The organism is Rhodopirellula europaea 6C, assembly GCF_000338295.1.
Classification (GTDB): Bacteria; Planctomycetota; Planctomycetia; order Pirellulales; family Pirellulaceae; genus Rhodopirellula; species Rhodopirellula europaea.
Genome location: NZ_ANMO01000216.1, coordinates 41,144 through 53,879 on the forward strand (window position 1 = coordinate 41,144; position 12,736 = coordinate 53,879).

12 protein-coding genes are annotated in these 12,736 nt (G+C 54.9%); 3 read left to right on the forward strand and 9 right to left on the reverse strand.

The window, feature by feature from the left end:
- Positions 1-497: 497 nt before the first annotated feature.
- Complete coding sequence (locus tag RE6C_RS22465) at positions 498-2,855, forward strand: hypothetical protein (protein ID WP_008660350.1); 2,358 nt, start codon at positions 498-500, stop codon at positions 2,853-2,855.
- A 160-nt stretch (positions 2,856-3,015) separates the two neighbouring features.
- Here RE6C_RS22465 and RE6C_RS22470 read toward each other — a convergent pair whose 3' ends face one another.
- Together RE6C_RS22470 and RE6C_RS22475 are read right to left on the reverse strand one after the other, a co-directional pair.
- Positions 3,016-4,161 carry a cysteine desulfurase family protein gene (locus RE6C_RS22470; protein WP_008660352.1) on the reverse strand — a complete coding sequence of 382 codons (1,146 nt, stop codon included), beginning with the start codon at positions 4,159-4,161 and terminating at the stop codon, positions 3,016-3,018.
- A gap of 140 nt (positions 4,162-4,301) precedes the next feature.
- A complete protein-coding gene (locus RE6C_RS22475) occupies positions 4,302-4,814 on the reverse strand; it encodes an SET domain-containing protein (protein ID WP_008660353.1) in 513 nt (170 codons plus the stop codon).
- A gap of 252 nt (positions 4,815-5,066) precedes the next feature.
- On the opposite strand from RE6C_RS22475, the gene RE6C_RS22485 reads away from it, so the two are divergent.
- Positions 5,067-5,834 carry a hypothetical protein gene (locus RE6C_RS22485; RefSeq protein WP_039963074.1) on the forward strand — a complete coding sequence of 256 codons (768 nt, stop codon included), beginning with the start codon at positions 5,067-5,069 and terminating at the stop codon, positions 5,832-5,834.
- 24 nt (positions 5,835-5,858) lie between these two features.
- Here RE6C_RS22485 and RE6C_RS22490 read toward each other — a convergent pair whose 3' ends face one another.
- From RE6C_RS22490 to RE6C_RS22510, 5 genes are all read right to left on the reverse strand, one after another.
- Positions 5,859-7,496, reverse strand: a complete 1,638-nt coding sequence (locus RE6C_RS22490) for a flagellar M-ring protein FliF C-terminal domain-containing protein (protein WP_008660357.1) — start codon at positions 7,494-7,496, stop codon at positions 5,859-5,861.
- Positions 7,497-7,506: 10 nt separating this feature from the next.
- The gene (fliE, locus tag RE6C_RS22495) at positions 7,507-7,893 is read right to left on the reverse strand and encodes a flagellar hook-basal body complex protein FliE (protein ID WP_008660358.1); all 387 of its coding nucleotides are present in this window, start codon (positions 7,891-7,893) and stop codon (positions 7,507-7,509) included.
- 68 nt (positions 7,894-7,961) lie between these two features.
- Positions 7,962-8,381: a flagellar basal body rod protein FlgC gene (gene flgC, locus RE6C_RS22500; RefSeq protein ID WP_037198901.1), complete on the reverse strand. Its 420-nt coding sequence runs from the start codon at positions 8,379-8,381 to the stop codon at positions 7,962-7,964.
- A gap of 47 nt (positions 8,382-8,428) precedes the next feature.
- Entirely contained in the window at positions 8,429-8,989 is a 561-nt protein-coding gene (locus RE6C_RS22505; RefSeq protein ID WP_008660363.1) for a flagellar basal body rod protein FlgB, read from the reverse strand.
- 2 nt (positions 8,990-8,991) lie between these two features.
- A complete protein-coding gene (locus tag RE6C_RS22510) occupies positions 8,992-9,414 on the reverse strand; it encodes an ATP-binding protein (protein WP_008660364.1) in 423 nt (140 codons plus the stop codon).
- Between the two features lie 425 nt (positions 9,415-9,839).
- On the opposite strand from RE6C_RS22510, the gene RE6C_RS22515 reads away from it, so the two are divergent.
- The gene (locus tag RE6C_RS22515; RefSeq protein WP_236618438.1) at positions 9,840-10,829 is read left to right on the forward strand and encodes a S26 family signal peptidase; all 990 of its coding nucleotides are present in this window, start codon (positions 9,840-9,842) and stop codon (positions 10,827-10,829) included.
- A gap of 88 nt (positions 10,830-10,917) precedes the next feature.
- Here RE6C_RS22515 and lexA read toward each other — a convergent pair whose 3' ends face one another.
- Positions 10,918-11,520, reverse strand: coding sequence for a transcriptional repressor LexA (lexA, locus tag RE6C_RS22520; protein ID WP_008660367.1), 603 nt, complete (start codon positions 11,518-11,520; stop codon positions 10,918-10,920).
- A gap of 380 nt (positions 11,521-11,900) precedes the next feature.
- On the reverse strand, positions 11,901-12,674 hold the full coding sequence (locus RE6C_RS22525; protein ID WP_008660369.1) for an undecaprenyl-diphosphate phosphatase: 774 nt from the start codon (positions 12,672-12,674) through the stop codon (positions 11,901-11,903).
- Positions 12,675-12,736 lie beyond the last annotated feature (62 nt).

The window sequence follows — 12,736 nt, forward strand, 5'->3', positions numbered from 1 at the left end:
ATCTTGACCGTTGGCCGGGTCGTGCGAACAGTGTCTTAGTAACGTCGTCTTTCACGCCCGGTTTGGGAACCACATCATAGAAATTTTTGCAGAATTCCTGTGAGATTCGTTCCGGCTTCTCATTCTACGCATGAATCACTCGTCCGGGTTGAATGCGATTTATACGCGTGCTGGTGATGTCCGGCCTCCGAGCTTCGCAGAAAAAGAATCTGATGAAATTTTGCGAAGCGGTGCGCGTTTGATGTCAGTTTCACGCTTAATCTCACTGCACCGATCCTGGAAGAATAGGTTTTCTGGGACGACTGAACAAAAACTAAGCTTTATCGGGCCGAATCAATCGGCTCATTGTTGACACTGCCTACCTTGTACCTACATTCTGGGGAACGGGCGTTGTTCGCCCAGAGTACGCAGCCGTTAAAGCTTACCCGTGTTTCTTCTGTTGCCTCACTGGCTGTGAGCGTTTTGGAGGTTTTTTGATGAGATCGAACGTATTACGGATGTTTCTTGGACTGACAGCGGCGATGTTGTTCGCTGTCAATGTCTACGCAGGATGCGGAGATTGTGGTGGATGCGCTAGCGGCGACGGTTGTGTCTCCGATGGTGGTGGTGCCACGGTCATGGGCGGCGGCGTTGCCGGCGCGAGCTATGGGGGTGCATGTGGCCCAACCGTTTCCTATCAAACGCAAACGGTAATGCGTTCTCAGTACGTCACTGAGACTCAAATGGTGCCAACCACCACTTACCAACGCCAAACGCAAACTCGCATGCGTAGCGTAACCAAGCAAGTTGCTCGTGTTGAAACACGCGAACAAGAGTACACGGTCAACGTGCCGCAAACTCAAACTCGTACTGAAACCTACGACGTTCAAGTCGCGGTTCCATACACCGAAGAAGAAACCTACTCGGTTCAAGTTCCTGTCACGACCGAAGTCGAGCAGTCTTACCAAGTGTCGGTTCCTTACACCGAAAACGTAGAACAGTCGTACCAAGTTTGCGTCCCATACACTGAGCAGCTTGAGCAAAGCTACACGGTTCAGGTCCCTTACACCGAGACCAAGACGCAAACCTACACCGTCAACGTTCCTTACACCGAGCAACAAGAGCAAACCTACACGGTTCAAGTTCCTGTTCAGCAAACACGCGAAGAAACCTACCAAGTGTCGGTTCCTTACACAGAAGAAGTCGAGCAAAGCTACACCGTTCAAGTTCCTGTCACGAGCACGCAAACTCAGACTTACCAAGTTTGCGTTCCTTACACCGAAACTTTGACTCAAACTTACTCGGTTCAAGTTCCTTACACCGAAACCAAAACGCAGACCTACACGGTCAACGTTCCCTACACTGAAACCGTTGAGCAGCCTTACACGGTTAGCGTTCCTGTGACTGAGCAAGTTGCTCAGACCTACACGGTCAACGTGCCTTACACCGAGAACGTCGAGCAAACCTACACCGTTCGCGTTCCTGTTCAAGAAACCAAGACTGCTTATCGTACCGTTACCAAGTGCGTCCCCGTGACCACCATGCGTACCGTCACGAAAGACATGGGCAGCTACCAGTGCCAAGCCGTCGTTTCCGGCGGTGCAGCTTCCTACGGTAGCGGCGCAGGCGTCTACGCAGCTGGTTCAGGTTGTGGTTCGTCGGCTTGTGGTGGCGGATGTGCAAGCAGTTGCGGCTCTTGCTCGGCTTGCACCAGCAGCTGTGGCGATGGATGTGGTTCGTCGGCTTGTGGCGGCGGATGCGGTGGAGTTGTCGGTGGCGGTGGCGGTGCAGCTTCGGCTGGATCGGCATGCGGACAAACCGTCTCGTATCGTCAAGTTTACGTTCCTAACTTGGTGACGGAACAAGTTCCAACCACCTCGTACCAGCGTCAAACTCAACAGGTTCCTTACACCTACACGACGACTTCGTACACCACGCAAACGCAAACTCGTACCGTTCCTGTTACCAAGGTTCGCACCGAAACTCGTGAGCGTATGGTCAACGTGACCAAGTACCAAACTGAAACGCGTACTCGTACCGTTCAGGTTCAAAAGTGCCGTCAAGAACAACGTACTCGTGACTACACCGTCACCAAGTACCGCACCGAAACGAAAACTCGCGAAGTGCCTGTTCAAAAGACTCGTTTGGAAACTCGCACCCGCGAAATTCCTGTGACGACAATGAAGACCGAAACTCGTACTCGTACGGTTCCTGTCACCAAGACTCGTCTGGAAACCCGTACTCGTACGGTTCCTTACACCACGATGACGACCGAAGAACGCACTCGTACGATCACTGTTCAAAAGTGCCGTCAAGAAGAGCGTACTCGTGAGTACACCGTGACGAACTATCGCACTGAAACTCGCACCAAGTCGATTCCAGTGACGAAGACTCGTTTGGAAACTCGTACTCGTTCGATTCCTGTGACCAAGACTCGCATGGAAACTCGCACTCGCATGGTTCCTCAAACGACCATGACGACCGAAGAACGTACCCGTACGGTCAACAAGACCCGCATGGAAACGCAACAACGCACTCGCGAAGTTGCTTACACCGTGAACACTCCTGAAACTCGTACTCGTACTTACAACGTGACTGTCTATGACACTGTCACCGAAGAAGTGCCAGAAACCTACAGCGTTTGCGTTCCTGTGCAAACAATGAAGGCCGTTCAAGTTCAGGTTTGCAAGCAAGTTCCAACCACCGTTCAAGTTCCTGTCTACGGCTCGTCCGCTGCAGGCGTTTCGACCGGTGCTGGTTGCACGGACTGCGGTTCGGCTGCTCCTGTCAGCTACGAAGCTGCACCTGTCATGCAAGCTGCTCCTGCAGCACCTGTCATGCAAACTGGTGCTGGTTGCACCAACTGTGGTCAGTAATTGCTAACGATTGTTCGCCGGATGGTGGTTCACCATCCGGTGAATTCTGAAATCACAAACGGCTCGCGTTCTTTTCGAATGCGGGCCGTTTTTTTTGTTGAATCAGAACCTGCGCCGGGCTGCCTCGTGCGGCGATGCACCAGAGTGGATGGCCGGTTGGTTACGGCGACGGGTAGTCCGCGGCTTCCGCCAGCAGATTCACGGCCCGGTCGATTTGTTCTCGGCTGGTCGTCCAGCCGACTGAAACGCGAATCGCGCGACCGATCTCTTTTTCGCTGCAGCCAATCGCTCGAAGCACTCGAGTCATCTCATCGGGTGGAGATTCAGATTGGGCCAAGCCGACGACCAAGTGACGTGCTGCCTTTTGAATGCGTTTGGCTTCCGCGGGCATTTGCACGGTGACCGTGTTGGGCAAACCGTCGACATGTTCGGCGTGGATAATGACCTGTTCGCCGAGGTTGCTTCGCAAGCCGTCAATCAATCTCTGACGCAGTTCCGCGAGCGTCTCGTAGGCTTCGTCGACACATCGTCCCGCCATGGAAGCGGCTGAACCAAATCCAACAATGCCGGGTACGTTCTCGCTGCCTGCTCTCAAGCCCATTTCGCGACTCTCGCCGAACAAGATGGGTTTGAGTTCCAACCCGCGGCGAACAAAGAGGGCTCCGTTGCCTTTGGGACCGTACATCTTGTGAGCGCTCAAGGCCAGCGAATCAACGCGAAGCTGAGTGACATCGACGGGAATTTTTCCAACTGATGTGGTCGCGTCGCAGTGAAGACGGATGCCTCGGTTGTGGCATCGATCCGCCAGTTCTCGAACGGGTTGAAGGGTGCCGAGCACGTGGTTGGCCAATTGAAGGCAGACCATCTGTGTCGATTCGCGAAAACGTTTTTCAAACTCGTCTGCGCTGACCAATCCATCGGCATCGCACGGGACGAGTTCGACATCCCAACCGAGACGCCCAAGCTGCAAACCGGCCTGCATGACCGCGTCGTGTTCAATGTTGCTGATCAACACATGGGGAGGCCCGTCCAGCGGATCCATTGTGTTGTCGAATTCAGCCGCTCCGAGGATGCCAAGGTTGTTGGCCTCTGTTCCCCCACTGGTGAAAACCAGTTCGAAGGGTTCACATCCGATGAGAAAGGCGACTGATTCACGAGCCCCTTCGATTGCTTCGCTGACCGCCGATGCGTGAACATGGGATTGTGTCGGCAGCATGAAGTGCGTCGACCAATACGGCTGCATTGCCTCGATCACCGAAGGAGCCATCGGTGTTGTGCGATTGAAATCGAGGTAAATCAGCGACACGGCGAGTGAGACTAAGGTGGCAAAGCAAGGGAAGCGGGTTCCCCAGATTAACCCCTTTGCCCTATGAATCTAGCCGCCAACGCAGCGATTCTCACCGCGGGTGGGAAACGCTGCGGGCGGTTGTTCCACCATGGCTCAGCTCAACGAGGCTTTTTTTTGCGTCCTTTGGCCAAACGCTTCATCTTCTTGACCTCGTCTTGGGAGACGACCCATCCGCGACAGTTGCGAGCACCGCACTGGCATTTGGGATTCCAGTCAAAAGCTTCCCACGCATAGTCGAACGAGATTTCGGTTTCGGCTTCGATGTTGCAGATCGCGACAACACCCAGTGAGAACTCGGTCAGTTGGACCAATTCGCAGTTGGGGCTGCACGAATGGTTCATGAAAGCGCCTGGAGTACTGGGTTCGAGGTACCAGTCTTCATCCAGGTCCATGACGTATTCACTACCTTCGTAGTGTTTTTTGTTGATTAGTTGGCCGGTGACTTCGAACACCAACTCACCGGGTTGGAACTGCCGGGCAGCGTATACGCCAAAGCCGCATCGCCCGGTGCTTTTGACTTCGATGTCGTCGTCGTAATACGAACGGTAGGAATAGTCCTTGTCCACAACAGCTTGGAGCTTTTTGCGACGTTGTTTATCCAGTGCGGTCATTCGGTTTTATGAAGAAAGATGAGATGGAGACCATGGACGGATTTTACCAAGCTTTGCGAAACCGAAGCGGACCGTCAACGAGCAAACGGGCGAAATTTCACGCCCGATCTTGGGAGTGCCGATCCTAATTGGTTTGAAACGAATGTGAGGGCTGCGCGTGATCGAAAAAAACGTTCGATGTGCAGCGGGGGGAAGCGTCGATCAAACCGAAGCCATCCAATTTGATTGGTTTCCAGTTCCAAGGGATCTTCCATGTCACGTTCGCTCTTCACTTTCTTTTGTGTGATGACCTTGTCTTTGGTCACCACCAATGTTCACGCGGACTTGGATTCGCTGTTGGGGAGCTGGACGGAAGCTGCGTCGGCGGAGCACGCAGCAGAAGAATCGTTGGTGCTCAATCATGCGTCGGAGCAACCTGCTCAGGTCCAACACATGCCCGCACCGGCGACCGCGTTTCCTCATCAGCCCGTTGCGACAGTGAACCCTTATGTGGTGACGCCGGGAACAATCGATTGCGGTGGCTGCGATTCCGCTGGTCCTTGTCAGAACCCAGGCTGCAAATCTTGCGGTCCAAAGTTCAACTGGGCCAAGCGACTCGGTAGCGGCTGCAGCACATGTGGCGAGTTGGTCGATCCATCTTGCCAAGCGTGCAAGACAAGCGGCTTGAAAGGCAAGCTCAAGGGTTTGGGATCCAAGGGGTGTAACACCTGCGGCGAGATCGTCGAAGGTTGCCAAGCTGGTTGCAATCTTGGGTTGAGCGAGTGCCGTCCTCACCGCGCACCAGCGTTGCCACCACCAAGCTCGATGCTGGAATACTTCCGCAGCCGACCGTCCTACTCGGGGATTTGGGCTGGGTATGCGGAAGAAACTCGCAACCGTTGCCGCAATAAGAGCCCACACGTTTTGGGAACTTGCGATTGCTTGGGATGTCAAACTGGTGGCTGCCAGTCGGGCAACTGCGGGACCGCTTCCCCAACGGCAGGCGGATGCCAATCAGGCTGTGCTTCGTGCGGACATTGATTTGATTCTGAGCTCAGACAAAGTCTAGGCAGCTTCGCCGACCCAACTGCGAATCACGTTGGCGGCAACTTCTGGGTTGCCTTCGACCAAGGCGACCAGTTCATCCTGCAATGAACCACCGGTGATCTCCATCGCCTCGACTTTCTCGGTTTGTTCTTCTACCGCGATAGGTGGTGAGGGGAGTTCCAATCCAAACCCTTCTTTGAAGTCGGTTGGGTCGGCGTTACCGCTAAGAGATTTGACGCTGCTTCGAGCGATCAAGAGCGCCGCGGCGGCTAAGCCGAGCATCGCCAAGGTCTGCCACGAGTCCGACAACCAGGACAGAGCAATTGCGGAGGTAGCGGGTGAATCCATTTCGGGTTCGGGCAAATCGATGTAGTCCCAGACTTGAACCAATGGGAATCGATCTTCGCCAGCCGCCACATCGGGGAGAAGAGCGGTGACGGCTTGTTGGATTTCAGTTTCGGTTTGTTCTTTGAGCGTGACGAGATCTGCTGTCTCCATCTGCTTGATGTCATCCACGGTTTGATCGGGATTCGTCTCAAGCTGCTGTTTGGTCCAAACCTTTTTGTAATAGCTTCGGGGCAGTCCGATTGAGACCTTCACTCTTTTGACCGGCAGCCCAGCCATGCGAGTCGTGGAGTATTCCTGACCGGCGACTCGATTGCTGGTCCGTTCGTCTTCTTTGGTCTTGGATGTTTGGGCGGACGCGTCCAGTTTGACCGGCCGGTTGCTGCTGAGTGCGTTTGTTTGGGCGCCGGGTACTCCGCCGGGCGCTGGTCGCGATGATTCGGTTTCCCGTTTGCGAGATGTTTCGTTCAGCGTGGTTGGTTGGTCGGCGTAGCTCAAACTAGCTGTCTCGGTGCTCATCGTCGGATCGATTTCGACGTGGGTCGCCACGTGAATTTTTCCGTAACCCATCAAGTGATTGCGGATCTTCATCTCGAACCGCTCTTCTTCTTCGCGACGCTTTCGAGAAAGTGGGTCATCATCTTCGGCCAAGGCGAATGCGGATGAGCCATTGGTATCCGTCACAACGACGTCATCCGGCGACATACCCGCAAAGGCTGCTCGAACGAGGTCTTTGATTTGAAAGATGCGATCGCGTGATAGAGGAGCGATGCCTTCGGGTTCGACGGTGACACTGGCTGATTGCGGTCGGGTGCGTGACAGGCCCATGCGTTCGCCCTGGTCATATTCCACTCTCGCGGTACGCACCTCGTCGAACATCATGATGCTGCGAGCGATATCGAGCAATTTGGCATTTCGCTCACGAGCCATGCGTTGTTCGTTCGATTCAAACGGACTGGACTTTTCGATCGCGGCTTGAACGCTGGTACGCAAAGACAGAGGCAGGGAGGCAGAGCTTTCCAACGCCTTCAGAAAATCGCTGCGTGATTCGATCGGAATCTTGATGCGGCGACCTTCTCGAGTCCATCCGCGAAGGTCCGCGTTTCCAAATGCGACCTCGGCCGCGTCCAGGTCTCGTTCGCTAAAGCTGCGACCGCCCAGCAAGTACTCCGACGATGGCGTCGAGTTGCCACGCACCAAAAAGCCCATTGCCACGATGATGGCAGTCAGCAACAACCCCGCGATGATTCGCGAAGGAACGGGCATCGTGGAATAGATGCTTCGAAATTGATCGAGAGCGGTTTGAAGCATAGAAGTTTAGCTAGATCTGAACTTGTTGGATTTCTCTGTAGGCGTCCATCAGCTTGTTGCGAATTTGCATCAGCATCCGGAATGCCAAGTCCGCTTTTTGGACCGAGGTGAGGACTTCGGCTTCGTTGACATCGCCACCGGTCAACATGGAGTGAACCATGGAGTCGGCTTGGTTCTGCATCGAGTTGACGCCCTTGACCTGGTTCATCAACAGATTGCCCATCTCACCGAATGAAGAATCGGTCGAAGTGGACTGAGTTGATTTTGGGTCCAGTAGCGAGAACGCTTGATTTGTGCCTCGTTGATCAACGCCTGCCGTCTTGGTCGCCTGTGACGACGCACCGCCCTGCAACGCACTGAACGTTGGCGGCGGACGGAAGGAGGCAACGGGACGCATGGAGTTGGGGGGCGATGCAGAAAGGACGGGCAAACGTGTCGCGAGCGATTCGTCTTAAATAGAAACAATCAGGCCAAGATCGCGAGTCGTTGTCGACTCATTCCTTTGCTGATCTCAATCACACCGACGTTGGCTTCGTAGGCACGCGTGCTTTCCAAGGCGTCGACCATTTGGGTTGTCAGGTCGATGTTGGGGTAAGCGACATAGCCTTCCCACTTGCCTTCGTTGATGGCCAACGGGTGATCGGGTTGATAGCGATAGAGCGGTTCGGATTCGTCCAGCATGACTTCCGAAACTTTCACGCCAGCTGCCTCACCGGGGCTGGCGGTTTCGTCGGTTTGAAAGACGACTTGTCGTGCTTGGTAGGGACTTGGGTTTCCGTTCTCGTCGACGAGCGAGGAAATGTTTGCGATGTTGCCCGAGATTGCATTGAGTCGCGTGCGTTGAGCGACCAAAGCGGAGGTGCTGATATCGAGTGCACTGATCATGGCGATCTCCAAGCAAAGAGGAAAATGAATCGAAAACGGAAGGCGTATCAGGCACGCTCGGTGATCGCGGCACGCAACAGTTCAAACTGGCTGCGGAGCGTGGTCACGGCGAGGTCGTGCAGGTGTTGGTTCTTGGAAATTTCGGTGACTTGTTGTTCCAGCGAAACGTCGCTGTTGTCGTGGAAGACGACTTGTTCCATTGCGGCTCGCGGTCCACTGAACTGATCGTCACGCGTGATCGATTCGGCGGTGTGCGATGGTGTGAGAGCCGACAATTGTTCTGGGCTCATTTGGTCGCTGGACGGATTGGGCATCCCAACCGTGCCGCCTCGGATGGCGGTGCCAAATGGATCGTGAACCCACGAAGGAATGTGGCCTTGGCTCAAATCAGGTTGAGCGATCTCGGGTGAAGGTGATGGTCCCTTTCCTCGGTCGCGAATCGACTCTGCCAACGCGGTTTGAAATTGTCCTTGGTCCAGATCGCGACTTCGGTAATCGGGCGTGCTCAGGTTGGCAATGTTGCCAGCCAACAGCTCGTGGCGTCGTTCTGTGAACGCCAACGTCTGTTCGAGTGCACCGATGGTTGTCGAAGCGACTGGATTGAACATTTTCAAGCGGCCCGGCGTTTAGCGGCTTGGTAATGTGGGAATTTGACGGTCACAGCGCTGCCGCCTTGGGGGCAGTCCTGCCAGTTCAATTCAGCCGACAGGGCGGCGGCGATCATGGGCAGCTTGCAAGCTCGTTGCTCCACCTCTGCACCGGTGTCGGCAATTTCGATTTCGATGCCGGTGTTGGTTTGGCATCCGGTGATCGTCAGCTCGCCGCCTTCGGGCATTTCGATCAGGGCCTGACGGATCAGGCTTTCCAACAATTGGCAGAATGACGCTTGGTCGACGGGCAGTCGAAGTGCGTCGTCCATGTCCACTTCCAGGCAAACGGGTGCCGGGTGAGCGATCAGCATGGGCGATGCGAGCGTTTCCACCAAAATGGCTAAAGGTGGATCGTTGTCCTGGCCGATGAAATGATGTGACATGATAGGTTCCCGATGACGTTCATTTTTGGACGCGTCCGTGCGTTCCCATTTGCTGTTAGCTTTCGGGAGACGTTCATCGCAAGGTCAATCTTTTCCGGTGCTCGGTTTTCATGTCCATTTCATTTCAGCCCAAAGATCCGGCTGACATCGCTTCGCGAATTTCTCGCCGTCGGTGGCTGACGGGGGCAGGATGTTTGGCGATGAGCGTCGCAGGGTGTGAAACCCGGCGTGAAACAAACGCCTCGTATCAGGTGGCCGGTCCGTCGATGGCGCCGACCCTGTGGGGCCCCTCGGTTCAGTTTTCGTGCGCCTCATGTGAGGTTCGCCTTCGAGTGGATGCCGAACATTGGCGGTCCGTCCAGTCGCGAATAGCGACTTCGGGAAAGCCCACTCGTTCCGCACCAAGATGCTGGCATTGCGGAAAGTTGGTCGATCTAGAATCCGCCAGCTCGCTCACGCGAATCAATCCGGACGTTGTCACCGTTGTGGCAACGTCGGCTCGCCAGATCCAATCTCGGTTGGACAGAGGTGAGAAGCCGCTGGTTGTGGTGAAGCGTGAAGGAAGCGTGCATATCAAGAGGCTTCTTGCTGGTCCCGGGCAAATCGTTACCGCCGATAGCGATGGGCGGATGCTCGTCAATGGGAATGCAATCGCGATTTCAGATTCGCCTCACGTGCCAATCGATCTGGATGACAACCGGTTGGGAAAGATCACGAGCCGATGGAGCAGTGTCGACAATTCTTGGTGGCGGGATCAGCGCGGAATTTGGTCCGGCGCGGATGACAACGCGGACCCCGTCCAAGGAATCGCTTGGCTCGTCTATGAACATCGCAACGTCTATCGAGGCAACGTTGTTAGCCGAGTGCTGGATGATTGCCCCGCCAACCTAGGGTTGAATCGGAGGATGAATCCGGTCGATGAGATCGGTCTCACCTTTGTCATTCAACATCGAGGCGGTGCAGACGCTGAAGTCGTGCAAGCGGACAATCTTGTTCATGTGATGGTTTGGACGGAATCCGGAATCCGGATTGTTTCCAGTTCAATTCCTGACCAATCGGATGAAGGTGGTGTCACCATCGAATTCACCCCGCAGGATGTTCGTGAAGGCGAGACCATCACGGAGAGCGATTTGGCGACTGAAGCGATGCCAGCCTTGTCTCCAACATCACCCATCGCAATTGGACTGAACCCACGAGCAGTGATGAACGCACAACGCCTACAGCTTTGGCGTTCGATTGCTTGGCGTGCACCTGCTCAATCACGTTGGGAATTGCAGACCGATGAGTGGTTCGCGGCAGGCGACAACGTTCCGGTGTCAGTGGACAGCCGAACATGGGGGCCCGTGCAAACCGATCAGATCGTCGGGGTATGCCAGCCGAATGATCGCAGCGTGAAAACGAAATTGAGCGACTGATTTTGCGGTAGATCGTCGTTCTTTGTTGACCACGGTTTGGTCGCGCCGGTGATGCGACGACTCGATTGAATCTCGTTCGAGCTGTGGTCTAGAGTGCGGTGCGAACGGTAGCGACCGCGACGCCGACCACTTTGGGATTCAGGACCGTGACGGGTGGCGAATTCCGGTCACCGTCTCGCAGTTCAACGTGGCCATTGGTTGGGTACCAGTATCTCAGAGAGATGTTGCCTGGTGAGGTTTCAATCGCAGCGAGTTGTCCAGCTTGGACGTTGTCCTGTTTATTGATGACGATGTAGTCACCATCGTGAATTCCACGACTCGCCAGCGAATCGCCAGATAATTGAACGACGAACCGGTCACCGTCGGCAAGTATTTTGCCTAGATCAACGACGTCCGTTGCGTTCATGTCGATGTCGGTGGGCTGGCTGCGAACGATTCCTGCCAAAGGCAACCCGGTCGGTGAACGAGCATCCTCGCCCGTCAATTCAATCGCACGTGACTTGTTAGCCTTGCGGGTGATCAGTCCTTTGCGCTCCAGGGCCCGAAGATGGCACATGACACCATTTGGACTGCGTATGCCGAAGTGTTCGCCAATCTCGCGAACCGTCGGACCATAGCCTCGTTCTCGAATCAAAGACCGGACAAGCTCATAGACTTCTCGTTGTCTCTCGGTCAGTTGAGCTTTGGCCATGGGCTTCGTGGAGGGAAGTGGGGTGGGCGGAGGGGGCAAAGAAGTGATCCGATCACTGTGAGTCAAGCCTAGCATGCGAATCACTTTGATGACGTCGTCTTTCGGCTGATTTTCACATCGACTGCGACAACCTAACTCTGTACCAGATTGCGCGAACACGCAAATGTTTCGGACCAGTATTTTGACTGAGACACCCCACAGGGCGGTGTTCAGCGCTTCAATCCGAACATTGTTGGCGTTGAACGTACGTGAAGATCGCGAAGCGTCGTCAAAGTGACGCGTTGGAACATAGCCAATATCGAACTGGCGATGTTGCAGTTTGATAGCTTTTTTTATCCTCTTGCTCGGATGATCTCCGGTCCGGTGGTAGCACTCTGCGACTACCGAAGATTCAAAATGACTACCAGCAGTCCGGCGGGGATGCACCAATACGCGAACCAGTGCAGTCGGTCTTCGCGGCTCCATCGTATCAGCCATTTCAGAGCCACGATTCCGACTGCGAAGGCGACAGTTGCACCAATCAAGAGGATGCCGATAGAGGTATCCCCCGAGGAGCCGTCTTCTATCAAGTCTTTGATTGCCAACACAGTCGCCCCCAGAATCGCGGGAATTGCGAGCAAAAAGGAGAAGGTGACTGAATCGTCGCGGTCCAGTCCCATCAGTCGGCCACCCAGGATCGTCGACCCGCTGCGGCTGATTCCCGGCAAGATGGCGAACGCTTGGAAACAGCCGACGAGGAACGCCGCGCCGAAACCCAGACGATCGTAGGTTCCCGATTTGGGATTGAGTCGCCCGAGGACGATTAGCATCGCACCGGTAACAATCAGCATCGCTCCGGCGAGAAGCGGGCTACGCAAAATTTCGGGAAACTGGGTTTTGATCGTCAGTCCAATCACGACCGCCGGAAGCGTCCCAATCACCAACAATCCGATGACGCGACGGTCCTTCAACAGCAGCGCCCAGATCCGTTGCCAAAAAACGACGAGGATCGAACCTAGGGTTCCGGCGTGAAGGATGATTTCCAGCGTGACTGATTCGCCAAGTTCGCCCAGCATCGATCCGAGGATCACCAAATGGCCCGACGAGCTGATGGGAAGGAACTCAGCGATCCCTTGCACGATTGCCAAAATGACGACGCGAATGAGTTCCTGCACGATTCGAGGTCTCGACTAAAGTGTGTGGGGTGTGCGTCAGGACAGATGATGTCCTAGGTTAC